Annotated in this window: 23 protein-coding genes; 13 read left to right on the top strand and 10 right to left on the bottom strand. The window is 58.2% G+C overall.

Annotation, left to right across the window (positions count from 1 at the left end):
• Window positions 1–3 precede the first annotated feature (3 nt).
• A complete protein-coding gene (locus tag ROO76_16120) occupies window positions 4–903 on the bottom strand; it encodes an aldo/keto reductase (GenBank protein MDT8069693.1) in 900 nt (299 codons plus the stop codon).
• 305 nt (window positions 904–1,208) lie between these two features.
• Between ROO76_16120 and proS the strand changes: the two genes are divergently transcribed.
• Window positions 1,209–2,669 carry a proline--tRNA ligase gene (gene proS, locus ROO76_16115; GenBank protein ID MDT8069692.1) on the top strand — a complete coding sequence of 487 codons (1,461 nt, stop codon included), beginning with the start codon at window positions 1,209–1,211 and terminating at the stop codon, window positions 2,667–2,669.
• A 142-nt stretch (window positions 2,670–2,811) separates the two neighbouring features.
• A complete protein-coding gene (locus ROO76_16110; GenBank protein MDT8069691.1) occupies window positions 2,812–3,726 on the top strand; it encodes a CPBP family intramembrane glutamic endopeptidase in 915 nt (304 codons plus the stop codon).
• Window positions 3,727–3,759: 33 nt separating this feature from the next.
• On the opposite strand, the gene ROO76_16105 is transcribed toward ROO76_16110, so the two are convergent.
• Window positions 3,760–5,193, bottom strand: a complete 1,434-nt coding sequence (locus ROO76_16105; GenBank protein ID MDT8069690.1) for an APC family permease — start codon at window positions 5,191–5,193, stop codon at window positions 3,760–3,762.
• A 161-nt stretch (window positions 5,194–5,354) separates the two neighbouring features.
• Between ROO76_16105 and ROO76_16100 the strand changes: the two genes are divergently transcribed.
• Window positions 5,355–6,653: a Xaa-Pro peptidase family protein gene (locus ROO76_16100; protein ID MDT8069689.1), complete on the top strand. Its 1,299-nt coding sequence runs from the start codon at window positions 5,355–5,357 to the stop codon at window positions 6,651–6,653.
• 43 nt (window positions 6,654–6,696) lie between these two features.
• Here the strand turns inward: ROO76_16100 and ROO76_16095 are convergent, their stop codons facing one another.
• Window positions 6,697–7,683 carry an AraC family transcriptional regulator gene (locus ROO76_16095; GenBank protein ID MDT8069688.1) on the bottom strand — a complete coding sequence of 329 codons (987 nt, stop codon included), beginning with the start codon at window positions 7,681–7,683 and terminating at the stop codon, window positions 6,697–6,699.
• 177 nt (window positions 7,684–7,860) lie between these two features.
• Between ROO76_16095 and ROO76_16090 the strand changes: the two genes are divergently transcribed.
• On the top strand, window positions 7,861–8,085 hold the full coding sequence (locus tag ROO76_16090; GenBank protein MDT8069687.1) for a tautomerase family protein: 225 nt from the start codon (window positions 7,861–7,863) through the stop codon (window positions 8,083–8,085).
• Window positions 8,086–8,351: 266 nt separating this feature from the next.
• On the top strand, window positions 8,352–10,526 hold the full coding sequence (locus ROO76_16085) for a penicillin acylase family protein (protein MDT8069686.1): 2,175 nt from the start codon (window positions 8,352–8,354) through the stop codon (window positions 10,524–10,526).
• Window positions 10,527–10,657: 131 nt separating this feature from the next.
• Here ROO76_16085 and ROO76_16080 read toward each other — a convergent pair whose 3' ends face one another.
• From ROO76_16080 to ROO76_16070, 3 genes are all read right to left on the bottom strand, one after another.
• A complete protein-coding gene (locus ROO76_16080; GenBank protein MDT8069685.1) occupies window positions 10,658–12,466 on the bottom strand; it encodes an amidase in 1,809 nt (602 codons plus the stop codon).
• A gap of 110 nt (window positions 12,467–12,576) precedes the next feature.
• The gene (gene lpxC / locus ROO76_16075; GenBank protein MDT8069684.1) at window positions 12,577–13,488 is read right to left on the bottom strand and encodes a UDP-3-O-acyl-N-acetylglucosamine deacetylase; all 912 of its coding nucleotides are present in this window, start codon (window positions 13,486–13,488) and stop codon (window positions 12,577–12,579) included.
• A gap of 138 nt (window positions 13,489–13,626) precedes the next feature.
• Window positions 13,627–14,499: a hypothetical protein gene (locus tag ROO76_16070; GenBank protein MDT8069683.1), complete on the bottom strand. Its 873-nt coding sequence runs from the start codon at window positions 14,497–14,499 to the stop codon at window positions 13,627–13,629.
• Window positions 14,500–14,785: 286 nt separating this feature from the next.
• On the opposite strand from ROO76_16070, the gene ROO76_16065 reads away from it, so the two are divergent.
• The 5 genes from ROO76_16065 to ROO76_16045 all read left to right on the top strand — a co-directional run bounded on the left by ROO76_16065 (window position 14,786) and on the right by ROO76_16045 (window position 17,901).
• On the top strand, window positions 14,786–15,727 hold the full coding sequence (locus ROO76_16065; GenBank protein MDT8069682.1) for a hypothetical protein: 942 nt from the start codon (window positions 14,786–14,788) through the stop codon (window positions 15,725–15,727).
• Between the two features lie 123 nt (window positions 15,728–15,850).
• Window positions 15,851–16,228 (top strand): cupin domain-containing protein, encoded by a 378-nt coding sequence (locus tag ROO76_16060; protein ID MDT8069681.1) that lies wholly within the window; start codon window positions 15,851–15,853, stop codon window positions 16,226–16,228.
• Between the two features lie 148 nt (window positions 16,229–16,376).
• On the top strand, window positions 16,377–17,153 hold the full coding sequence (locus ROO76_16055; GenBank protein ID MDT8069680.1) for a sulfite exporter TauE/SafE family protein: 777 nt from the start codon (window positions 16,377–16,379) through the stop codon (window positions 17,151–17,153).
• Between the two features lie 14 nt (window positions 17,154–17,167).
• Window positions 17,168–17,551 (top strand): cupin, encoded by a 384-nt coding sequence (locus ROO76_16050; protein ID MDT8069679.1) that lies wholly within the window; start codon window positions 17,168–17,170, stop codon window positions 17,549–17,551.
• Between the two features lie 89 nt (window positions 17,552–17,640).
• Entirely contained in the window at window positions 17,641–17,901 is a 261-nt protein-coding gene (locus tag ROO76_16045) for a SemiSWEET transporter (protein MDT8069678.1), read from the top strand.
• 77 nt (window positions 17,902–17,978) lie between these two features.
• On the opposite strand, the gene ROO76_16040 is transcribed toward ROO76_16045, so the two are convergent.
• Window positions 17,979–18,464, bottom strand: a complete 486-nt coding sequence (locus tag ROO76_16040) for a nuclear transport factor 2 family protein (GenBank protein MDT8069677.1) — start codon at window positions 18,462–18,464, stop codon at window positions 17,979–17,981.
• Window positions 18,465–18,874: 410 nt separating this feature from the next.
• Here ROO76_16040 and ROO76_16035 point away from each other — a divergent pair, with 410 nt between their 5' ends.
• A complete protein-coding gene (locus tag ROO76_16035; GenBank protein ID MDT8069676.1) occupies window positions 18,875–19,237 on the top strand; it encodes a hypothetical protein in 363 nt (120 codons plus the stop codon).
• A gap of 88 nt (window positions 19,238–19,325) precedes the next feature.
• On the opposite strand, the gene ROO76_16030 is transcribed toward ROO76_16035, so the two are convergent.
• Window positions 19,326–19,832, bottom strand: a complete 507-nt coding sequence (locus tag ROO76_16030; protein ID MDT8069675.1) for a hypothetical protein — start codon at window positions 19,830–19,832, stop codon at window positions 19,326–19,328.
• On the bottom strand, window positions 19,829–20,971 hold the full coding sequence (locus ROO76_16025; protein MDT8069674.1) for a DUF2157 domain-containing protein: 1,143 nt from the start codon (window positions 20,969–20,971) through the stop codon (window positions 19,829–19,831). Before ROO76_16025 ends, ROO76_16030 begins: the two co-directional genes overlap by 4 nt.
• A 199-nt stretch (window positions 20,972–21,170) precedes the next feature.
• Between ROO76_16025 and ROO76_16020 the strand changes: the two genes are divergently transcribed.
• Window positions 21,171–21,929, top strand: a complete 759-nt coding sequence (locus ROO76_16020; GenBank protein MDT8069673.1) for a YIP1 family protein — start codon at window positions 21,171–21,173, stop codon at window positions 21,927–21,929.
• A gap of 150 nt (window positions 21,930–22,079) precedes the next feature.
• Entirely contained in the window at window positions 22,080–23,039 is a 960-nt protein-coding gene (locus ROO76_16015; protein ID MDT8069672.1) for an ABC transporter ATP-binding protein, read from the top strand.
• On the opposite strand, the gene ROO76_16010 is transcribed toward ROO76_16015, so the two are convergent.
• Entirely contained in the window at window positions 23,029–23,544 is a 516-nt protein-coding gene (locus ROO76_16010) for a DinB family protein (protein MDT8069671.1), read from the bottom strand. The genes ROO76_16015 and ROO76_16010 overlap by 11 nt on opposite strands.
• Between the last annotated feature and the right edge of the window lie 45 nt (window positions 23,545–23,589).

The raw sequence follows: 23,589 nt of genomic DNA, 5'->3' as shown, positions 1-23,589 counted from the left end.
TGTTCAAGCGGCCTTGCCGGGTGACTTTACGTTTTCCAACTCGTCCATGAACGCATCATCCAACTGCAGAAGCGCCGCCTTGGTGTTCTCCTCGAGGTGCTTCACTTTCGATGTCCCGGGGATCGGGAGCATAACGGGGGATTTCCTGAGCAGCCAGGCCAGTGCCACCTGCGAGGGTTGCGCTCCGGCGCGCTCGGCGGCGCGTTGAACCGGGCTGCCTGTTGCAGCGAGGTTGCCGGTGGCGAGCGGGAACCAAGGGATGAATCCGAGATTTTCACGCGTGCAGTACTGCAGCACGTCCTCGTATTTCCGTTCTGTGAGGTTGTAGAGGTTTTGTACGGTTACGATGGAGACGACGCGACGCGCTGCCTGGATTTCAGCGACACTAGCCTCGGAAAGCCCGACGAAACGTATCTTGCCCTCCTTCTGAAGATCGCGCAGGAGGCCGAATTGATCGTCCGCGGGTACGTTAGGGTCGATTCGATGAAGTTGAAACAAGTCGATGCGGTCGAGCTTCAACCGACGGAGGCTCATTTCGCATTCCTGCCGAAGGTATTCGGGGCGGCCAAGCGGAGTCCAGGAATTTGGCCCGGTTCGAAGCAGTCCTGCCTTGGTCGCAATGACCAACCCGGCTGGATAAGGATGAAGAGCCTCACGGATAAGTTCCTCTGCGACATAAGGTCCGTAGGAATCGGCGGTATCGAGCAAATTGATTCCGAGGTCGAGCGCTCGGCGCAAAACAGCGATAGCCTCTTTGCAATCCGCCGGTTCGCCCCAGATGCCGGGCCCAGTGAGTCGCATGGTACCGAAACCCAACCGGTGCACCGGAAGTTCACCACCGATCGCAAACGTCCCGCTTTTGGAAGCAGGCCTGGATTCTTTGGATTCGTTCTTTGCGCTCATGCTGTTCCTCCATTGAAGGGATTAGCCATGCCCCTTTGATTGCCATGCGTCCAGGGAAGTGGCCCCAAAATTATCCAACGAATACTGCCCTAGTGGCCGGAGAGTAGCAGTGACAACCTTCAGCAATAACGCTGGAGTCTCCGGCCGTCATCAGCTTCCGCACGGAGTCATTTGGCCGGTCATATCCGGCACGAACGCCGTTGTAGCACTCGAACAGTTAAAATTTCTGTTTCGCTGGCGATTATCATGGATGCACTGCTTCTGCCGGTGAACTCTGATCCAAAGAGAAGGGGCACAGTTTTCGAATGGCGAAAGAGGGGATCACTCCACGCGCGAAGGATTATGCGCAGTGGTATTTGGATATCGTTCGTGGCGCCGACCTGGCGGATTATGCCGAGGTGGTACGTGGCTGCATTGTGTTCAAGCCGACCGGCTACGCGATCTGGGAGGCAATTCAACGTGGACTGGACGAGCGCATCAAGGCCACCGGCCATGTCAACGCTTACTTTCCGCTGCTGATCCCGAAGTCGTTCCTGATGAAGGAAGCCGAGCACGTGGAGGGATTCGCCCCCGAAGTCGCGGAGGTGACACGCGCCGGCGGCGAGGAACTTTCGGAGCCGTACGTGATTCGGCCTACAAGCGAGACGATCATCGGATATTTCTATGCCAAATGGGTGCGTTCGTGGCGCGATCTGCCGCTGCTGATCAACCAGTGGGCAAACGTGATGCGCTGGGAGATGCGTACGCGTCCATTCCTACGCACGACGGAATTCCTTTGGCAGGAAGGCCACACGGTGCATGTCGACCACGACGACGCCGAGCGTGAAACGCTGATGATCCTCAACGACGTCTATGCCGATTTTGTCGAGAAGGACATGGCATTGCCGGTGCTGCGCGGGATCAAGACGGAAAAAGAGAAGTTCGCCGGGGCGCTGCGGTCGTATGCGATTGAGGCCATGATGCAGGATGGCCGCGCGCTCCAGGCGGGCACTTCGCACAATCTCGGGCAGAATTTCGCGAAAGCGTTTGGCATCACCTACGCCGACAAGAACAACCAGGTGCAGCACGCGTGGACGACATCATGGGGCGTCTCGACGCGCCTTATTGGCGCCACGATTATGGGACACTCCGATGACGACGGGCTGGTGCTGCCGCCGAGGCTTGCGCCAATACAGGTGGTGATCGTGCCGATTTACAAGAACGACGCCGAAAAGGCGAGCGTAATGGAGGCGATCGGCAAGATCACGGCCGAATGGCGAGGCAAGATCCGGTTCCACATCGATACGCGCGAGCATCTGACGCCCGGGTTCAAATTCAACGAGTGGGAACTGAAGGGCGTGCCGTTGCGGATGGAGGTCGGGCCGAAGGATGTCCAGAAGCAGAGCGTCGCGCTGGCGCAGCGGGTTGTGCTCGACGGCTCCGCGCCCGAAGGGAAGAAACCGAAGAGCTTTGTTCCGCAGGCGGGTCTGACCGAGCATGTGACGAAACTGATGGACGAGATCCAACAGGGCCTTTATCAGCGCGCGCTTAAGTTCCGGGAGGAGCACACGTTCGAGGCGACCAACTACGACGAATTGAAAGAGCGCGTGGAACTGGGGTTCGTGCGCTGCTGGTGGGCCGGCACACGCGAGGACGAAGAGACGATCCAGGAAGAAACAAAGGCGACCATCCGTGTGATTCCGAATGACCAACCGGGTGGCACGGGGAAATGCGTCTACACGGGCAAAGAGGCGGATACGATCGCTGTCTTCGCAAGGGCATATTGAGATGTGCAGCGACGAGAAAATAGAGGACGCCCAGAGCGGGTCTGGCAGCAGTCGGAATCGTCAGAAGCGGCATCGCGGGAACCTTCCTGCTCCGTGACACGTACAAACCATTTTCACGTACTGTCAATCGGAAGAGGTTCCAATGGGATCTGCGATAGCAGACGAAGCAACCCCGACCCAAACTTCGTCTGTCGGATGGGTCTCAGCGCGCCAGGCGCTGATTGCGTGGGCAGCAATTGTTGTCGCCAGTGATTTCGACAGCATCGCCGCGCATCTGCTGGGAACGTCGGCCCCGACCTGGCACTTCTCTATTGCAAAGGCCGTAGTGCTCTGCGTGATGGCACTTTCGGTCAGGGTTTTGGCATCGACGCCATCATATCTAGACCGGTTCATCTGGGTCTTGGCGGCACTCGTGGCCGGGGACTCCGTTGCGGGCAGGATCCAGGCGCACGTTGGCTGGTTTCAGACTGCTTCCCATGCACAGCGCATGTTCGCTGGCGTCTTCCTGAGTTTCATCCCCGCGATCATCGCCGCATTAACGCTGTTTCGAAGTGGTTTCACCCGGAAAGACGTCTTCCTCGCGACGGGAGATTTACGCGCATCGACTCGGCTGCCCTTCCTGCGAGGAACACGATGGAATGTCGTGGCACCGATTCTGTTGATCGCGATTTCCTCGACTCTCCTGGTGCAGCTATGGATTGTCTCAAACGCCTCGAACCACTTTCGACCGGGGATGCTGCTCGCCGCGCTCGCCCCGGCGGTCGTATTCGCTGCTTTGAATGCATTCAGCGAGGAGTTCAGGTTTCGATGCCTGCTGCTGGCGTACGGTTCTCGTTTCATGGGAGTGGCGCAGGCGATCACGGCGACGTCGGTACTGTTTGGGCTTGCCCACTTTGGCGGACATCCTTCCGGATTTTCCGGGGTGGCAATGGCCGCCTTCTTTGCATGGATAGTGGCCCGAAGCATGGTGGATACTCGCGGCCTGGGATGGGCGTGGTCACTCCATTTCATTCAGGACGTAATCATCTTTTTGATGGTCGCAATGACGGGCGTGTAGACAGTGTGGGCTCCCCTTATTCGGGAATGCGTTCTATGCCCTGGCTGCCTCGCGCTCCTCACGTGTGATCATTCGCCGTCGCACCGCATAGAACGCGAGCGCGATCAGGTTGCTCACGACCACCGTCCCGCCAATTTTCAGCGCGTATACGCGCGCATTCACGACGTGCACGAAGGGATAGACGACAATCAGCAGGCTGAACGACGTCGACAAGAGTCCCACCGCGGACGTCCACTTCAACCAACGCGGCAAACGTCGTCGCAGAGTCCCCATGCCGACGATCGGGATCGCGAACATCGCCAGGTACGCCACGGCGTAGTGCGTCAGACTGGCGTTCTCGAGCAGTTGGAACGCCTCCTGGGCATGCACGCCCGCGCTCGCGGCCAGCAGCATTAACAGAACCAGCACCCCTGTAAATACGATTGAATTCACAGGGGTCCGCCACCTGGGATGCAGCCGCGAAAACCAGCTCGGCACCAGCCTGTCCCATCCGGCGGTCATCGGCAGCCGCGTCACGCCGGTAAAAACCAGGCTCGCGGCGCTGAGCAGGCGCACTTCCACCAGCGCAATTGCCACAATTGCGAGTAGATTTCCCAATCCCGCATTTCCCAGCGCTGCGCGCAGCGTCTGCGGGATGGGCGCGATGAAATTAATCTGGCCCTTCGGCACAAACGCCTCCACCGACCCGGTGCCCAGAACAAACATGAGACAGATGACCGGCGCGGCAATCCACACCGACTGGCCGATCGTTCGCTCAGGCTCCTTACACTCGCCGGCCAGGATTGCCACGTACTCAAGTCCGCATAATGCGCCGAACATCATTTGCCCGAATAGAGCGAGGGTGCGGAGATCGGCCGGGGGTGCGGTGACTCGTAGCGGATCCCAATGCATGGGCACGTGTCGCGCCCATCCCCATAGCGGCAGCAGGATCAGCATTGCGAAAACCGTCAGCATCGCGGCCCCGCCGATATCGTGAATCCACTTGCCCACACCGAGCCCGCGCAACGCCGCCGACATTACCGCCAAAACAAGCACACTGATAAGAGCCGTGCTCGCCCAGTGGCTATTCGGAAGCCACTGCGCCCGCGGGCCCAGCAAGTACGCAATTGCCGACGGCGTCTCGTAGAGAATCGTCGCCGTGACCGCAATTCCGTACACCCAGATGTTCCATGCGGTGACAAAGCCGCCGATATCGCCGAAGGCTTCACGGGCCCACACATACAATCCGCCTTCCAGCGGCATGATGCGGTTCAACGCGATGACCGAGGCAGCCATTGGCACATTGAACAGGATCATGGCGGCTATCCACATCACCACCTGGGCATGGCCCAAACCGGCGGCCACGCCCACCCAAGTGGTGCCGACCACGTACAAAATCTGCGTCAAGACCAGGTCGCGTAGACCTAGTTGGCGCTTCAGACTGTGCTGGTTGTTACCGGTTGATTCCCCCGCCTGCGCCCCACTCATGGTTCCGATATCCTCGCACGAGAATTACTTCTTTCCCAAGCGAATTAACCCGAAAATCCGCTGGCAGCCGCGCACGTTCGTGGATTGCAACTTCGATTCTGTGGTCCTGCTGCCGGCGCTCTGATTTATGATGGCTCGCTACCAGCAACCACGGGGGAAAAGTGTTCAGCCGACGCCGGTTTCTACAATGCGCCGCATCGACGGGAGTGGTTCTCGGTGCCGGAAGAACAGTTGCCGAGATTCAGCCCGATACGGAAAAGCTGCCGAGCGCGATTGCCCGCCTGAAATCGCGGAAAGCGCAAGCGAAGCCTATCACCGGTGCGGAACGGCACGAGCGACTTGATAAGGCCCGGCAGTTGATGGCGAAGGGGCACATCGATGCGATGGTCGTCAGCTCCGGCACTTCGTTGACTTACTTCTCGGGGGTGAGATGGTGGCCGAGCGAACGCTTCTTTGCCATGGTGCTGCCAGGGCGCGGAGACGGGTTCTTCGTCTGCCCGAAGTTCGAGGAAGCGCGAGCCGTTGGGCAAATCTCCGCCGGGCCGTTCGGGAAGTCCGCGCCGGTTCTCACGTGGGAGGAGGACGATAATCCTTATGCGCTGCTCGCCGCCGCACTCCGAGATCGACGCGTAGCGACCGGACCCATAGGCATTGAGGAGACGGTTCCGTTTGTCTTCAGCGATGGCCTGGCGAAGGCTGCCCCGGCCCTGAAGTTCGTCAGCGCGACAGCCGTCACTGCCGGTTGCCGGATGGTCAAGAGTTCGCATGAGCTCGAATTAATGCGACTGGCAAATAAGGTCACTCTGACCGCCTACGCCGCGGCGCATACTTCCCTCAAGCCCGGCATGACTGGGCGGCAGTTCGAAGAACTCGTCAGGGCCGCTCACCGGCAACTCGGGTTCCCGAATGCCGATGTATTCGTGATGGTCGGGAAGTACACAGCGAATCCTCACGGCGCAATTGAGGAGCAGGTGATTCGAGAAGGCGCGGTTGTGTGGATTGACGGCGGTTGCACGGTTGAAGGCTATCAATCGGACATCACGCGGTCGTTTGTGCTCGGCAAGGCGACCGACAAAATGAATTCCGCGTTTGACATCATTCACCGGGCACAACAGGCGGCGCTCAAGGCCGCGCAAGTCGGGCGTCCGTGCGGCAGCGTGGACGATGCTGCGAGAAAGTTGATCGCCGATGCGGGTTACGGTCCGGGGTATAAGTTCTTCGGGCACCGCCTGGGACACGGTATCGGATTGGATGGGCACGAGTGGCCCTACCTGGTTCACGGCAACGAACTGCCGCTCGAGGCTGGCATGACATTCAGCGATGAGCCAGGAATCTATATCCCCGACGAGTTCGGCATTCGACTGGAAGACGATATGGTGATCACGGAGCGCGGTGCTGAACCGATGACGCCACAGAGCGAGTCGCTGGAGAAGCCGTTCGAGGGAGTTGCAATCGCCTAACGACGAACGTTTCAAAACCAACCGCTGCCATTCTCTGTTGAATCTATCTTGAAGGCGCAGATGCCCTGCCGACTAGCTGCCTCGCCTTGCTGCGATAACGTGCGGGCGGATCGCCAAACTCTCGCTTGAAAGCTCGATTGAAGGCGGACTCGGATTCATATCCGACGGTCGACGCGATCTGAGCCACACTCTGGTTCGTGGAAGCCATCATTTGCATACCAAGTTGCAGCCGCCATCGAGTGAGATAAGCGAGCGGGGGCTCACCAAGATATTGCCGAAACCGCTGTGCCAGAACGGAACGCGAGAGTCCGACTTCGCGTGCAAGTCCCTCAATCGTCCACGGTTCCTCTGGCCGGCTATGCATGAGCGCGAGTGCCTTTCCGACCTCCGGATTGCGCGCTCCCGCAAGCCAACCAGTTTGGTGCTCGGGCAGTTCCGCGACGTAACGACGCAAGGTCTCGACGAAGAGTGTTTCGGATAACTTCGCCAGTACGGCCTCGCTGCCCGATTGAGTGCTGCCCGCCTGCGAGATCGAATACTGGATGGATTTCTCCAGCCACTCGCCAGCTGCGCCATCACGAATGTTGACTTTAAACACGGAGGGTAGTCCGGCAAGGAATACCTGGCTCATCCGCGGTTCGCACATTAGAAACCCGCACACAAAGCGGCTGATCTCGCCACCGCCTCCCATGCGCGACTGTTTCAGCCCACAGGAGAAGATGCGTTGCAGTTCGGTTTCACCGTCAATGGTGTAAGGCGAGGGGCCGCTTTCGATTACGTGCGGATCACCGTGTGGAAAGATGACGATGTCCCCCGGTCGAAGCTGCAGTCGCACATCTTGTGCTTCGGCATAGACCCGGCCTTCGAGTAGGAGGTGATAGACAACCACGTGTCCGGCCCCGTCACGAATGAAAGCCGCCAACTTGCAGGACTCTGGCGAGCGAAAACGCCAAGGCGCGCTGAATTCACCGTTGTAGAAGAACGCGCTCTCCAGTTTCACCACCCGCAATACTTCGGAAAGAGCATCCATCGTTTCACCTGAATAGACGTACTGCAAAGTGGGCCGGACGAAAGGAAAACTGAAGTTTCGGTTATGGATGCGCAGGCAAAAACATAAGACTCAAAATCAAGACGGCATCCATCTCTTCGCGCATAGTCAATCTCGGCTTCACCAGGAGCCCAATATCGTAGAAGAGGAGAGATAGCAATGCCACTGATCGAAGTGAAAATGATTGAAGGCGTATTCACCACGGCGAAGAAGAAAGAGATCATCACCAAACTAACGGACGCCATGGTATCCATCGAGGGCGAGGCCTTGCGGCCCTATACCGTTGTTGTTCTGGAAGAAACGAGGAGCGGGGACTGGGGTATCGGAGGGAAGACGCTCACCACGGGCGACGTCCACGCAATCGCCGCCGGGAAAACCGCGTAGAGGTTCCTGGCAGGCCCTGCTGCTTGCAAGCCCGGGTGCAAGCGGCAGTCGGCCTGCCGTAATCGCTGCCCCCTCCAGAGTTCTCACCGCATCTTTCACTTTTCAGCAGCGAGGTTCGGTCGCTGACGAGCGTCAGGGCTGCAGTGTGGCTTAGGCGACTCCGTCTTGATGACTTCTACCCGTTTCAGCTACGCGCATGCGTTACCATGTCGGGTTAACCGGAACGGCGTTTTTGTGTTCCCTACACCATCCCCTGTAGAGGTCTCATGAAGAGAATTCTTTTTGTCCTTGTAGTCGTTTTCCTTTCGCTGGCCGCGCAGGCGGCGACGCAGCAGGAGATTGCACGCTGGAAGCAGGAAGCCACTAACGTGACCATCATTCGCGATGATTGGGGTATCGCGCACGTGTACGGCAAGAGCGATGCCGACGCGGTCTTTGGCGCTGAGTATGCCCAGGCGGAAGATGATTTCAATCGCGTGGAAACCAACTACATCAACGCCATGGGGCTGCTGGCGCAAACGCAGGGCGAGTCGGCGATCTACCAGGATCTGCGTATGAAGCTGTTTATCGATCCTGTCGATCTCAAGCAGAAGTACGCGGAGAGCCCGGCGTGGCTGAAGAAGCTAATGGATGCTTTCGCCGATGGCCTGAACTATTACCTCTATATGCATCCGGATGTGAAGCCCCGGGTGATCCACCACTTTGAGCCGTGGATGGCGTTGAGCTTCACGGAAGGCAGCATTGGCGGCGACATCGAGAGGGTGAATCTGCGCGAGTTGCAGGCGTTCTATGGCAGTGGGACGCCGAGCGCGGCCGCGAGAGAAACCGACGAAGGACCACAGGATGGCGAGCCGCGTGGGTCGAACGGAATGGCGATTGCTCCGTCAAATACGACTGACCACCACGCGCTGCTGCTGATCAATCCGCATACGTCGTTCTTCTTCCGCTCGGAGCTGCAGATGGTGAGCGACGAAGGCCTCGATGCCTATGGCGCTTCCACCTGGGGACAGTTCTTCATCTACCAGGGATTCAACGAGCATACCGGCTGGATGCACACGTCGAGCGGCGTCGATGCGGTGGATGAATACCTGGAGACGATCTCGAGAAAGGGCGACAAGTACTTCTACAAATACGGCGACGAAGAGCGTCCGGTGACCGAGAAGGTGATCACGGTGCCGTACCGAACCTACAACGGCATGGCCGAGAGAAAGTTCACCGTGTACTACACGACCCATGGGCCGGTCGTTCGCAAGATTGGCGACAAGTGGGTTTCGATCAAGCTGATGCAGTTGCCGATCCAGCAGCTCGAACAGTCGTTCCTGCGGACGAAGACGAAGGACTACAAGTCGTACCTGAAGGTGATGGAGATGTACGCGAACTCGTCGAACAATACCATTTTCGCGGATTCCGACGGCGACATCGCGTACTTCCAGGGAAACTACATTCCGCGGCGTGACAACCGTTTCGATTTCACCAAGCCGGTGGATGGCAGCATTCCGGCGACGGATTGGAATGGCCACCTCACGGTTGACGAAGCGCCGCATCTGCTCGATCCGAAGAGCGGATGGATTTATAACTCGAATGATGCGCCGTGGTCGGCCGGCGGGCCCGGGAGTTTGAAGAAGTCCGATTACCCGGCGTATGTCGAAATGGGTGGCGAGACGGCGCGCGGATTGCATGCGGTTCGCGTACTCGAAGACAATAAAAACTTTTCGATCGATGGGCTGATTGGTGCGGCATTCGATTCGTATCTGCCATGGTTCGCCAAGACAGTTCCGAGTCTCGTCAAGTCTTGGGATGAAGCCCCGGACTCAGATCCGCTCAAAGCGAAACTGAAGGACCAGGTCGCTGAGTTGCGTCGGTGGGATTACCGCTGGGGCCTGGACTCCGTTCCGACCTCGCTGGCCGTGTTCTGGGGAGACCAGGTGTTTCGACAGAACCGCGAGGCGATTCTGGCGAGCGGCGAAACTCCGTACGACTATATAAGCAAGTTGCCGAGTGAGAAGTTGCTGCCGGCGCTCGCGGCGGCGTCGGATCGGCTGACGGCGGATTTCGGAACCTGGAAAACGCCGTGGCGCAAAATCAACCGTTTCCAGCGCGTCGATGACGACATCGATCCGCACTTCAGTGATTCGGAGTGGAGCATGCCGGTCGCCTTCACTTCTTCGTTATGGGGATCGCTGGCGTCGTTCGGAGCGAAGCAGTATCCGAATACGAAGAAATGGTATGGGACGAGCGGAAACAGCTTCGTCGCTGTCATCGAGTTCGGTCCGAAGGTTCGGGCGAGGGCGGTGACGGCCGGCGGCGAGAGCGGCAATCCCCTGTCGCGCCACTTCAACGACGAGGCGAAGCGGTACGCTACCGGCGACCTGCGAGAGGTTTATTACTATCGCTCACAGCTACAGGGGCATACGGAGCGGACATATCATCCGGGAGAATGAGCTTCTTGCCTGGACGGATTTGTTCATCCTCAAGAGCGTCTTCACAAAGGCACAGAGCACACAGAGGATTTGAATCATAACCACATGAGCTGCGAATGGCCCGTGTAGAACCACCCACTTGCACAAAATTCCTAGAATCCCGGCGGCCTCTCTCCCGCCACGTTGAAGCTCTTCTCCATTGCCAGTCCGGCGCGGACGACGGTGCCTTCGTCGAAGAGGCGGCCGATGAGCGTGACGCCGTGCGGGACGCGACGCGGCGGATTGAATTTCGGAAGCGGATGCGCCGGGTCAGGCGCCCAGTCGCTGCGGGCTTCGGAAACTTCGACGAAGCCGGCGCGCAACGTGAGCGATGGGTGGCCGGTGAAGTTCGTCAGCGTGAGCATTTCATCGCGCAGGGACGGCACGAGCAGCAGGTCGACTTGCGACATTACGCGCGACATTTCCATCGCGACCTTACGGCGCATGCGGTCGGCCTGTACGAAGTCAACTGCGGAAAGGAAGCGCGACTGCCGGAACGTATTCGGCCAAGCGTCGGGCACCTGCATTTTGAGCTCATCGACGGCACCGCTGAGCGTGAGTTCTTCGAAAGCGGCGGCGCTTTCCGCGAAGAGAACGACTTCCAGGCAGTCGTAATTCCAGTCAGGCAGCGAGACTTCGACCGGCACCATGCCGAGCTTTTGGATCGTCTCAAGCGCAGCACGATCGACATCGGTCGCGGGCGGCTCTTTCATCCAAGTGGGGAAATAGCCGACGCGCAGACCTTTCACGCTTCGGGTGGCGTCGTAGTCGAGCTTGCTGGGAAGGCTGTAGCTGTCGGCGTGGTCGGGCCCGGTGATGGCGTGGAGCACGAGGATGGTGTCTTCGACGCTGCGCGCCATGGGGCCTAGCTTGTCGAGCGACCAGCAGAGAGTCATGGCGCCGGTGCGCGCAACGCGGCCGAAAGTGGGCCGCAGACCGTTGACGCCGCAGCGCATTGATGGTGCGACGATGCTGCCTCCGGTTTCGCTGCCAATGGCGAAGCCGACAAGCCCGGCGGCGTTGGCTGCGCCCGGGCCGGCGCTCGAGCCTGACGCGCCTTCTTCCAATAGCCACGGATTCATGGTCTGACCGCCGAACCAGATGTCATTCAACGCGAGCGCACCGAGACTGAGTTTGGCGACGAGGACGGCACCGGCGTCATGCAGACGCTGAACAACGACAGCATTGTCCTTGGGCACTCGGTTCCGATAGGGTTCGGCGCCGTAGGTGGTGGGAATGTCCGCCGTGTCGAGCAGGTCTTTCGCGCCCCACGGAATTCCGTGCAAGGGGCCGCGATACTTTCCGGCAGCAATCTCGCGGTCGGCCTGTTTCGCTTGCTGAAGGGCGAGGTCGGTTGTGAGAGTAATGACGCAGCGCAGCTTCGGATTGAATTTTTCGAGGCGCGAAAGATAAATGCGTGTGAGGCGTTCCGAGGTGAGTTTGCGCTGCTCGATCCAGCGCGAGAGATGCGTTACAGGAGCGAAGGCGATGTCTTCTTCGTTCTGCGGCAGAGGGCCGGGGTCGATCTGGCTGCGCACAAAATGATTCGACGGGGGGCCAGAGGGCGCGCCCGGGATCAGCGGATTCCAAGTGGTCGCGGGCGGCAGCGTGTCTTCCAGCGGAGTTTTGCGCGGGCCGGTACGGCGCTCATAGAGGGGCGCCATCGATTTTCTCCAATTACCGGCGGCTTCCTCGAGATGCGGTTGCGTGTACTCCACCTGAACGAGTTTTTCAGCCTCGGTGAAGGTGCCGGCTGAAACTTCAGGTCCGACCGGCGGCGCGGTGCCGAACGCCGGTGGCGCGCCCGGCGTTGGCGGTTGTTGTTGCTGCGACGGCTCTTGCGCGTGGCTGAAGGTTGCGGCGGCCGCTCCAATCACGACGAGCGAGGTTTCGGTGAGGAATTCTCTGCGCGATTTCGACATACTCCTCCTCTGAGTTGCGTCGTCCCGGCTGCATAGTTTTGCTGAACTGGAAAAGATACACCAAGGCGGATGGGTGAGTATTTGTCGAATTTAATCGCGAGCCAGGCGCTCTAGCGTTCGGCAGAAGGTTGGAGGAGTGCCTGCATCTGTTCGGAACGCTGGAGCGATTCGCCGTCCACGGTCGTCATTTCCCATAGCGATGGATCGCGCAGTAGGCGGCTGACCAGCGCGGTGTGCATGGCGTGCCCGGCGCGGTCGGCTTCGACGCGGCCCAGCACCTGGTGGCCAATGAGGGCGAGGTCGCCAATGAGGTCGAGCACCTTGTGCCGGACGAATTCATCCGGGTAGCGCAGTGGGCCATTCTTTATTCCGTCGCGAGTGAGAACAATGGCATTGTCTTCGGAGGCGCCGCGGATCAGTCCCATATTCTTCAGCATGGGCGCTTCGTGGAGAAACCCGAAGGTGCGCGCGCCGGCGATCTCCCGCAGGTAGCTCCCGTTCGTCAGTTCGATCTGGAAGTGCTCTCGTCCGATTAGCGGGTGGGGGAAGTTGATGCTGTAAGAAACCGAGAAGCCGTCCCAGGGATAAACGGCGATGAACTTGTCGCCATCGCGGAATTCAACCTGTTTGAGGATGCGGAGGTAGTGGCGCTTGCGGCGTTGCTTGCGGACACCGGCTTTCAGAATGGCCTCGACGATCGGGAGCGCGCTGCCGTCGAGGATCGGCAACTCGAGGTTGTCGATTTCGATGATGACGTTATCGACGCCGAGGCCAACCAGCGCGGAGAGCAGGTGCTCGGTCGTTGAAATGAGCACGCCTTTCTTCATTAAACTGGTGGCGTAGCTGACCTTGGCGACGTTGTGTCCCGTAGCCTCGATGAGGAAATTGTCGAGATCGACGCGGCGGAAGATGACGCCGGTTCCGGCCGGCGCCGGAAGGAGTCGCATGGTGACGGGAGCGCCGCTATGCAAACCGAGGCCGGAAAACTCCACGGACTCGCGGATTGTCTGTTCGTAGCTCACAGGAACCGTAATCTAGATTACAAGTGATTCCATTCGGTTCGCTGTGGCTGCCTGACCACAGTACGTGGCTTTTACGCGAATATGACCCCGTTCAAGTTTACTGTTTTGAGTCACTTACAAAGATGACAAGGATCTCTGTTACTTTTTCCTGGATTGGTTTAAATCGTAAGTTATCTTAGCCTCGAACTTGCGGGCATCGATTGGGACGTTGTAGCTGACAGTGGTGACGAAGCGCTGCCCCGTCTGCTGGCCGTTGTGGTAGCGGACGATCGTGTGCGGGGTCTGAATCCCGTCCTCGGCGCGGTAGTTGGCATAGACCTCGTCGTCGGTTGATTTCAATCCATCGTAATCGCGATAGGTAAAGCTCTTCTTAATAAGCAGATTGCTGTTGGGATCGATTCCCAGAGTAACGGACTGGTTCTTCTTATTGACGAGAGTCACCTGCTCTACAAACTGCTGATCGGCGAGGGCAGAGCCGTCGTAAAGGACGAGCGTGCCGGGATCCGGCAACCACACGCGCAGAACCTGTTCGATTGAGTACCTCCGATGCAGAAGGTAATCCGATAGTTCCTTGGGCTCAATGGCGGCGGTTCCCTTGTAGGTGATCTCGTATCCCTTGTCGCCGCTATAGATGTAGGCTACGTCACGGTCCTTCGTCAGTTCGACGCGGTCCTTGTCGGGATACTTCCAGAATCGCCAGAAAAGGATGCCGAGGGAGTTCGGCTGTCCCTGGTAGAACGTATAGGCGCGCCCCTCCTGCGTCATCGTCTGGTAGTTCAAGAAAGCCTGCCCACCCATGGCGGCGATCATTTTCTGCAACAGGTCTTTGGCCTTTTTCGTGTTGGGGTCTTGAGTAGCAATGGCGGCCAGACCCTTGTCCTGTCCTGTCGCGGCCCTGGACGACGCTGTGCCGGATGCGGGTGCAGTTGACTGTGGGGGCACCGATTGCTGACCGAGAGAGAGCACCGGCAGTACAAGACCGGCGATAAGAAGGATTCCGAGCTTTCCCATCCTTGATGTCTTTCTTTCGTTACTAATTCCGTAGTTCACCCGTGAATTGTAACTCCGGGGCAGGATCTTCTTAGGATGCGGCGGGACGACGCCGCGCCAATGAATATCTGGTTACCGCAGTTGTAAGCTGCTCAATATTGGGCAGCCACTTTCTTCTGTTGAGCATTGTTCTTCTCGGGATTTCCTTTCCCGCGAGGTTTTTCGGGCCAAGTTGACGCTCTTTGTTGGCATTGCGATTGCTTCTTTGTTTGGCACGGTAGACCTTCGGCTTCACAAGGGGCTCTAAGTGCTCATACAGAAAGTTATCGCCTTCTCACTCTTCTCCATGGTTCTCATCTTTTCGGCGGCTGCCCACGCCGACTGCGCCGCTCCGGGATCGCCCGGATTGCGTATCTGTTTTCCGAACCAGAACTCGGTAGTGATGTATACAGCCGGGATTGAAATGGCCGCGACTACCGCGAGCGGTGCCGTCGCGCGCTCCGAGGTCTGGGTCAATGGCACCAAGCGCGACAGTTTCGGCTTCCTCCCCGGCACACTCTACGACGGTTCGATGACAAACGGTTGGAACCACGTTACCGTCAAAGCATGGGACACGAACGGCAATCTCTACCAGGCAACGCGTTCCTTTTATGTAACCGGCTATGGCGTTAACAGGTGCTCGACCCCCAGCAGCGCCGGCGTCAACCTCTGCTGGCCGAGGGCAAACAGCTTGCAACCGAACGAAGCGGTCGGGATCGCCGCTTCGGCTACGGGCCAGAACTCCAGGATCAAGTACGTGAACATCTACGTCGATGGCAAGTTCCTGGTTGGTCAGAGTGGGAATTCCATTGTTACCGGTGCCGGCTTGAGTGCCGGAATGCATACCGTAACAGCACGCGCAGTGGACTATGCCGGGCACGTCTTCAAAGCCAGCAGCACTTTCAAGACGTTCTACAGCTATGAATGCAATCCTAAGAGCGGGGTGTGCTCGCCGGGAATCGTGATCAACAAGCCAGGGACCGAGGATGTGCCGACGACGTTCACCGTGCAGGCCGATGTGCAGAACAATCCGGCACCGATCTCCGCAACGAAGATCTATATCGACGGCGTCGTGAAGGCCAGCTCTGGCGGGCCGGGAATTGCCGCATCGTTCACGCTTCCCGCCAACAGCACGCATCGCATGGTCATCATGGCCTGGGATACCGCCGGGAAGATATACGAGTCCTACCAGAATCTCTACGTTCACTGAAATTGTTGCCCAGGGGGAGGCACGATCAACCGCGGATTCACCGGGTCAGATAAGCCGGACCTGTTGAACCGCGGTTGTATTTTTGCCGTGAATCCGCCAGCGGCATGGCATCATCTTTGAGCTATGCCGATTCAAGTCGTAAATTTCGCCGAAAAATTTTCAAGCTTCGATGAGTATTGGTCGCCTCGCATTGCCGGAGAGCTGAACGAAAACTATGTGAAGCTCGCCAAGCTTAAGGGCGAGTTCGTGTGGCATCACCACGAGCACGAAGACGAGATGTTCCTGGTAGTGAAGGGCGAGCTGCGAATCCGCATTCGCGAAAACGGTGGCGAGCGCGAAGTAACAATCGGCCCCGGCGAATACGTGGTCATTCCTCGCGGGATTGAGCATTTGCCGATTGCAGATGACGAAGTTCACCTGGTCATGGTCGAACCAAAGACAACGTTGAACACTGGCAACGTGCGCAACGAGCGCACGCGCGTGGAATTACCCAGCGTTTAATACCGCGAGCGGGAACAAGCTTCCCTTACCTTTTGGTTGTTGCGAATTCGTGAGTTCTCACGTGGGCTTCTGTATTCTAGTGAAGCCGGATGAACTGTGAATTACGCAGCGTAGCGGGAACCAAAGAACTGTGGATGGAGTCGGCACGATGACCATCCACGACTCCGTCCTGCTCTTTCTCGCAGCAATTGCGGCCGGAACCCTCAACTCGGTTGCGGGTGGCGGCTCGTTCGTAAGTTTTCCGACTCTTCTGCTGACCGGAGTTCCGCCCGTGCAGGCGAATGCGACCAACACGGCGGCGCTGTGGCCGGGAACGCTAGCCAGTGTCGGTGCCTATCGCGGTGAATTTCGGGGCGAGAACCGACGCATGCTGATCCCATTGATGATCGTGGGATTGGTTGGGGCTCTGATCGGGGCCAAGGTGCTGTTGCAGACTCCGCAAGCAACTTTTCTCCGCCTGATTCCTTACTTGCTGGGTGGTGCCACCCTGCTGTTCGCGGCCAGCGGACGCATCACCGCCTGGGTTCGCGAGCGCAGCGCTCACATGCGCAATCAGACCCGGTTGGCAGTCGCGGGCGCGGTCTTCATCCAGCTTTGCATTGCGGTTTACATCGGTTTCTTTGGGGCGGGCGCAGGAATCCTGATGCTCGCGATGTTCGCGATCATGGGCGTGAAAAGTATCCACACCATGAATGCCTACAAAACGCTCCTGGCTACACTGTGCAACGGGATCGCGCTGATACCATTCTTCATTGCTCGCGCGGTCTACCTTCCCCAGGCGCTGGTGATGCTCATCGGAGCCGCGCTGGGAGGATATTTCGGGGCCTACTTCGCGCAGAAGATGAACCCCCGCCACGTGCGCTGGGTGGTCATTGCAATCGGGGCCGGCATGTCACTGTATTTCTTCTACAAACAGGGATTCTGAAAGGAGCGCACGCAATGCCCACGCTCATAGCACAGCCGACGCGCATCACCGCCGCGGGTAACAAGCCCAAACTGATCGACGAGTACATCGGACGCGTGAATTCTTCCACGACCGCTCTGAGCGTCGCGCACATGCGCTCCCGCGGTGGATGGATCGAGCCCGGACAAACTCCTGCATTCGACGAGTTCACGGTCGTACTGAAGGGCATGTTGCGGGTCACGCACAAGGGCGGTTCACTCGACATCCACGCCGGCCAGGCCGTAATCGCGCATGCGGGCGAATGGGTACAGTACTCAACCCCTCGGGAAGAAGGCGCCGAGTACATCGCGGTTTGCCTGCCGGCGTTTTCGATCGAGACCGTGCATCGGGATAATGACAAATCTGGAAACGACGAATAGAGAAGTCGGGGTTCTTCATTCGTCGTTTTGATCGTCGACATTCGTCATTCGTTTATGAAACCCGCGGCTCTCATTGATAAACTTTCTCCATGGACGCCGTTTTCACTTCCATTGGCTACATGGCTGGAGTACTGACCACAATCGCTTTCTTTCCCCAGGTGCTGCATACGTATCGCGTAAAATCGGCGGGCGATCTTTCCTGGAAGATGCTGATCTGCTTCAGTTGTGGCCTCTTGCTCTGGTTTATCTACGGCGTTTACCTGCATTCGTGGCCGATGATTCTCGCCAACTCCATAACCCTCGCGCTGCAGGGATTCATCATCAGCATGAAAATCCGCTACCAGAGATAGCCGCCGGTCTGCAGAACAATAGAAAGCCGCCTGAACAACGGGCGGCTTTGCTTGCTACTAATCCGAAACGGATTGCGTCATTGCATCGGAGCGGAGACGTGCTCATGCGCAATAAGCCACTGGTTTCCGTGCTTGTGCCAGATGGCCGTCCACCGCACTTTCATGTGCTGGTCTTTGCCGTCTTCGGTGACAACGTCCATGTCGACGGTACTCGTTGTCCAAGTCATTGTCGGCGACTCGGAATGGATCATGCCGTCGTAGTTGACGGTCGGCTTCATGGATTTCCATCCCGCAAGTAGCGGCTTTACTCCGTTTTCGTATTCCGCCCAGCTGTGATACTGCAACGGCGCAACGTCATAGAACGTGTGGTTCGGTTCGTGGCTGTAGAACTTCGCCGGGTTAGCTGGATCGAGCGTTCCCCAGGCGTCCCACACCTGCTGCATGATCGTCTTGTCAAAACCGGCTTCAGCTTTGGCTTCGTGTTCGTGTTGCTGCGCAACGACGGTGAACGCCAGGCAAATTGCGACTGCGAGGGTCAGGAACAGGGACACGCGGCGAATCATGAAGTCCTCCTGCCCAAATTTGGGCGGCAGGATTCTACCACCTGCGTCGTTGCGGTGGAGAAGATTAACGCAAGGATGCCGGGGTCGCTGAGGAACTGCAACTGCGGAGCGGGTGGTGTTGGCCGCGTGATTGTCGCTCGATAAATTCAAGTGGAACCTCTCAGCACAGAAAAACTGAGACACAGAGAATCTCATTCAAAAAAGCCAAGCCCTTCAGGATTGTTGTGGTTTCAGATGGTCACTCGATGCTTCTGTGTCTCTGTGGTGAATAGGTTCCAAGTTTGGCTGGCTTGTTCGCTGCGCCACTTTCTTCCCGGGCACCGAAGCGCCTTGAACGTATTCCCATCCAACGGGCATCCCGAGTAATGCCATCCCACTAAATGTTTCTCGTAACAAGGAGGATGGTTGTTATGAAGGTAGTTTATGCGGGCTTGCTCACCGTCGTCATGATGCTTCCCGTTGCAGTGTTCGCCAAAACAGATTCAGCGAAGGTGAATTTCGATCACGCACTGATGGTCGCCGGTCAGAAGGTTCCGGCCGGACATTATGACGTCAGGTGGTCGGGAAATGGTCCTGCGGTGCAAACAAAGTTCGTGAAAGACGGCAAAACTGTCGCAACTGCATCCGCAAAAATCGTTGACCAGAAAAACCCATACAACAACGCTTTCGAGACTTCAAAGGAAAACGGTTCGCGAGTCCTGACGGCCATAGATCGTTCCAATTTCTCGCTGAAGTTCCCACAGAACGGAAAAACGAAAACCTCAATGCAGTAACTCAGCCAACTAACAAAGCCCTATTCTCCGCATCTCACATCTCCCCATTGATGCGAAGAATAGGGCTCAACTCGTCCGGGGACGGAACTCATTTCATCTCTATCGGCGCAAACGTTCCGTCGGGCTTGCTGACGGCCAGGCGAATCGGCCGCGGCGGGCCTTTCGTCGGAATCGTTGCCTCGAACCACAACTGCTCGCCCGCTTTCCGGATCGACGGATCGCTCGCGTTATCCGGGATGAAAAAGAGCGAGGGCTCGGCAAGCGCGGTGACGCCCTTGCCATCTCTGGTCCCCGTCCACACCAATCTCTGCGTGCCTCGGGGATCCTTGATCGCCCACAGCTTCCCATCACGAACTTCCAGCCGATAAAGGCCCTGCGGATAAGAGAATTGATTTCGCGCAGCCGGAACGTCGGTTTCGACGACCGCTCTCAGGGCAACGTAGCGTCCGCGAATTGGCAGGTTCGGATCGTAAGAAACCGATTGCAGCCAGATGCGCGGCCGCGTCGCCCGGTCGATGAGTAACTTCGCGCCAAGAGAACTCACCAGCAGCACGTGAATCAGGCCAACCAGCAACCCTTTTTTCATCGTTTTCATGCGGCACCTCCGGAAACAGCGAGCTGACCAACGAGTTTTCGCCGCACTTTCTCAAGCAGATATCCGCCGATGAGGAAGAGCGCGCCGCCGGTAATCAGTGCGAGCGAGCGCCCGAGCTTGTCGATGACGTTGGAGAAGTAGAAGAAGATCACCGTGAGGGCGAAACCAACCACGCCGACATTGATGTAATTCTTTTGTGCTTCGCGGATACCCCAGGCAATCAGTCCGACCGCGGCCAAACCGCAGAACCCGTAGATCACAAGTTCAGTCGTGTTGTCGTGGTAATCCATCTGGCTGATCGCCAGGAGCCACGCGGCTCCAACGACGTTATAGATTGCTCCCCAGCGTCTCAAGAGGACCGAAAACAGCAGCGGCAATCCGAGCGCGAGCAGCCATCCCGAAACGAGCATGACCGTGCTCAAGGATGGCGCCCAAGTGCTCCAGTAGCGTTCCTGGCCACGCATGAAAATCAGAGAGATGCACGCCGGGATGAGCGCGACTCCGCCAATGAGGTGCAAGGATCGCCGGAAGCCGTCGCGGAACCCGGTCTGCGGAAGTGTGAGGTAGGTCAGCGCCAGCATGGCGGTGAATCCCGCCAGCACCGTTCCTGCCGCCGGTCTTTCGCCGGCGCGAACGATCCACTCGCCGCCGAGCCAGATCGGGACCAGCAGGGCTGCCATTACGGCCTGCACCGAGTGCCGCAGAACATACCAGGCTGCCATCGCGCCGATCGACCACAGCATGAAGCCGCCGGGCCAGTGCTCCTGCAGATTGAAAATCTGTCCCGCCAAAAATATCCCTGCGCCGAGCGCGCAAGTCCCGATCGCGTGCATCGCGACCGACAGCGTCCGCATACGTTCCGCGAAGAACGCGCCGGCAACGTGGAATACGGCCGTCAGGCTGAGAACCAACGTGAAGCGCTGCGATGGCGATAAAGCGTCCCAGTGCGCAGCGACAAAAAGCAGGACTCCGGCGGCGAGCATGATCCCGCCGAGCGCCAGCGCGATTCGAACCAGGAAATCTGAATTGCGCCGCGACTCCGCCTCGAACCGTCGAATCCGCTCCGCCGTCACGGCATCAATCACTTCTGCTGCCGTCCAGCGGTCCAGCTTGCGATCAACATCAGTGAATAGAGCCATAGTGTGGTGGATTATGCCTCCCTCCCCGCAATCAAGCGAGACTTTTGACCGTCACGAAACTAGAACGCACGATGCGAATCTTCTTGCACCCAAAATCAGCCCTGACGTTAACCTTTTAACGAAGAACTTCCCTGCATCTTTTCTTCCGTGCTCTCCGTATCCGCAAATGGTAGAATCCGCGCGTTATCAGGAGCCATTCATGAGCACTCCTTCTGCCGTTCCTCCAATTGCCGAAGCACCCAAGGGCCTCAGCGAGACCGAACGCCTCATCGATACATTCGTCGCGCCTAGCAAGACGTTCGCCGACATTCAGCGAAACGCACGCTGGTGGGTTCCGTTTCTCATAATGGCGGTTGTCTCGCTCGGCTTCATCTTCGCCATCGACAAGAAGATCGGCTGGGATCAGATCATGCAGAACGAGATCGCCAAGAGTCCTGCTGCGCAGGAGCGCATTGACAAAATGCCGCCCGAGCAGCGTGACAACATTCTGCGAACGCAGATGAAAGTATCCAAAGTCTTCGCATATGCGAACCCGGTGTTCGTGCTCTTGATGTACCTCATCGTGGCGGCGGTCCTGCTCGTAACCTTCAACTTCGGGTTTGGGGCCCAGCTTCGTTACATGAATCTTATGGCCATCGTCGCTTATGCGTCGTTGCCGAATATTTTGTCGACCTTGCTCGGCATAATAGTTATCTTCGCCGGCATCGATCCGGCGGCGTTCAACATCAAGAATCCTGTTGCAACCAACCCCGCCTATTTCATGGACCCGATGCAGCACAAAATCTTATACGGTGTTGTGTCCGCCTTTGACGTTTTCAGCATATGGGTCATCTTCCTGATGGCTTTCGGAGTGTCGGCGAACTCAAAAGTCAAGAAAGGCACGGCCTTCCTGGCTATCTTCCTCTTGTTCCTGCTGTTCAAGGTCGGCGGCGCTGCACTAGGCGCAGCCTTTAGCTAACCAATCGAGCCATTGTGGATCGTGCCATCGAGCCATCGAAAGGAGCCGGCTTGCTGAATTTGCCGAGCACAGCCTGTTCGTGATTCGATATTCGAAGCGACGGGTTCTCCGACGGCACGATGGCCCGATCGCCTGGTGGCACGATTCCTGATGCCTCTCCTCTCAATTCAGTCGCTCTTCGTCCGATTCCCGTCGCCTACCGGCGCGATCACCGCCGTCCGCGACGTCTCGCTCGAGATCGCCACGGGTGAATCGCTCGGCCTCGTCGGCGAATCCGGCTCCGGAAAGAGCGTTACGTCGCTCGCCATCCTTCGCCTCCTCCCGCCGGAGGCGCGGATCGAAGGTTCCATCCATTTCAATGGTGAAGACCTGCTCGCGAAATCTCCCGACGAGATGCGCCGCGTTCGCGGTGCCCGCGTCAGCATGATCTTCCAGGAGCCCATGACGGCACTGAATCCGGTCATGCGAGTCGGAGACCAGGTCGCCGAAGCCGTTACCGCCCACGGTCACCCTAAGCGGGAAGCCCAGCAACGCGCCATTCAGGCCCTGCATGACGTCGGCATCCCCGAGCCCGAGCGTCGGGCGCGCGACTACCCGCATCAACTTTCGGGTGGTCAGAGGCAGCGCGTGATGATTGCCATGGCGATCGCCAATCGGCCGCAACTGCTCATTGCCGACGAGCCCACCACCGCGCTCGACGTCACCATCCAGGCGCAGATTCTCGAGTTGCTCGCGGAACTGCGGCACAAGTTCGACCTGTCGATGCTGTTTATCTCGCACGACCTCGCCGTTGTCTCGCAGGTAACAGATCGCGTGGCGGTGATGTACGCCGGCTCCATTGTCGAGCTCGGCCCCGCGCGCGAAATCTTTCACTCGCCTGCGCATCCGTACACCCGAGGTCTGCTCAACTCCGTGCCGTCGCTCCGCACGGATCGCTCGCTGCCGCTTCGCACGATCGAAGGTACCGTGCCCAACCTCGCATCGCAGCCGCAGGGCTGCCGCTTCGAGCCTCGCTGCGACCTGCGTGTCCCGGCATGTGCGACAGAGTTTCCCCCGCTGATCGAAGTGGCTCCCCACCACTGGGCGCGCTGCCCCGTGGTCACAGCTTAGCTACCTCTTCCCACAGCTCCCAAATTCGCGCGAGGTGATGATCATCGTGTTCCGCGATGAAAAGCAGATGGTCAACCAATCGCATCGAAACCTGTAGCCTTGCGTGCCACGCCGTGCGCGCGAAGTCTTCAGGAACGAGAGTGGCAAGCGTTTCAATTTGCCGCTCGCGAGCCTTGCGGAACTCGCGCAGAATCTCGGCGATCTGGCTTTCGTTATGCCTCAATTCGGCATTCTTGTACGCGGCAGGCGACAAGGTTTTCGCTCCCGTACGGTATTCCTGCAGCCGCCGCCAGAACAAATCCTCTTCGTCGAGCAAGTGCCCGGCATGCTCTTGAATCGACCACTTTCGTTGTGTTTTCGCGATGAGTTGTTCGCGAGACAACCCGCGAACGGCATCTTCCAGGCGCGCGGGTGTGCCCCGGATCCTGACGATCACATTAGGATAGAGCGCTACCGGAAAATCAAAATCGAATTTCCGATCCAACCATGCGACGAGCTCCGGCATGAGACCGTTCCTCCCCCGATCCTCTTCCGAGGATCTCTGGCCTGT

This window comes from Terriglobia bacterium, assembly GCA_032252755.1.
Lineage (GTDB): Bacteria > Acidobacteriota > Terriglobia > Terriglobales > Acidobacteriaceae > JAVUPY01.
The sequence above is the reverse complement of the archived record's forward strand: the minus strand, read 5'-3'. Positions and strand labels throughout refer to the sequence as shown.

Bases quoted from the DNA above. Each gene is read 5' to 3' on its own strand.
- ROO76_16120 (MDT8069693.1), bottom strand. From the start codon at position 903: ATGAGCGCAAAGAACGAATCCAAAGAATCCAGGCCTGCTTCCAAAAGC.
- proS (MDT8069692.1), top strand. From the start codon at position 1,209: ATGGCGAAAGAGGGGATCACTCCACGCGCGAAGGATTATGCGCAGTGG.
- ROO76_16110 (MDT8069691.1), top strand. From the start codon at position 2,812: ATGGGATCTGCGATAGCAGACGAAGCAACCCCGACCCAAACTTCGTCT.
- ROO76_16105 (MDT8069690.1), bottom strand. From the start codon at position 5,193: ATGAGTGGGGCGCAGGCGGGGGAATCAACCGGTAACAACCAGCACAGT.
- ROO76_16095 (MDT8069688.1), bottom strand. From the start codon at position 7,683: ATGGATGCTCTTTCCGAAGTATTGCGGGTGGTGAAACTGGAGAGCGCG.
- ROO76_16090 (MDT8069687.1), top strand. From the start codon at position 7,861: ATGCCACTGATCGAAGTGAAAATGATTGAAGGCGTATTCACCACGGCG.
- ROO76_16085 (MDT8069686.1), top strand. From the start codon at position 8,352: ATGAAGAGAATTCTTTTTGTCCTTGTAGTCGTTTTCCTTTCGCTGGCC.
- ROO76_16080 (MDT8069685.1), bottom strand. From the start codon at position 12,466: ATGTCGAAATCGCGCAGAGAATTCCTCACCGAAACCTCGCTCGTCGTG.
- ROO76_16070 (MDT8069683.1), bottom strand. From the start codon at position 14,499: ATGGGAAAGCTCGGAATCCTTCTTATCGCCGGTCTTGTACTGCCGGTG.
- ROO76_16060 (MDT8069681.1), top strand. From the start codon at position 15,851: ATGCCGATTCAAGTCGTAAATTTCGCCGAAAAATTTTCAAGCTTCGAT.
- ROO76_16055 (MDT8069680.1), top strand. From the start codon at position 16,377: ATGACCATCCACGACTCCGTCCTGCTCTTTCTCGCAGCAATTGCGGCC.
- ROO76_16050 (MDT8069679.1), top strand. From the start codon at position 17,168: ATGCCCACGCTCATAGCACAGCCGACGCGCATCACCGCCGCGGGTAAC.
- ROO76_16045 (MDT8069678.1), top strand. From the start codon at position 17,641: ATGGACGCCGTTTTCACTTCCATTGGCTACATGGCTGGAGTACTGACC.
- ROO76_16040 (MDT8069677.1), bottom strand. From the start codon at position 18,464: ATGATTCGCCGCGTGTCCCTGTTCCTGACCCTCGCAGTCGCAATTTGC.
- ROO76_16035 (MDT8069676.1), top strand. From the start codon at position 18,875: ATGAAGGTAGTTTATGCGGGCTTGCTCACCGTCGTCATGATGCTTCCC.
- ROO76_16030 (MDT8069675.1), bottom strand. From the start codon at position 19,832: ATGAAAACGATGAAAAAAGGGTTGCTGGTTGGCCTGATTCACGTGCTG.
- ROO76_16025 (MDT8069674.1), bottom strand. From the start codon at position 20,971: ATGGCTCTATTCACTGATGTTGATCGCAAGCTGGACCGCTGGACGGCA.
- ROO76_16020 (MDT8069673.1), top strand. From the start codon at position 21,171: ATGAGCACTCCTTCTGCCGTTCCTCCAATTGCCGAAGCACCCAAGGGC.
- ROO76_16015 (MDT8069672.1), top strand. From the start codon at position 22,080: ATGCCTCTCCTCTCAATTCAGTCGCTCTTCGTCCGATTCCCGTCGCCT.
- ROO76_16010 (MDT8069671.1), bottom strand. From the start codon at position 23,544: ATGCCGGAGCTCGTCGCATGGTTGGATCGGAAATTCGATTTTGATTTT.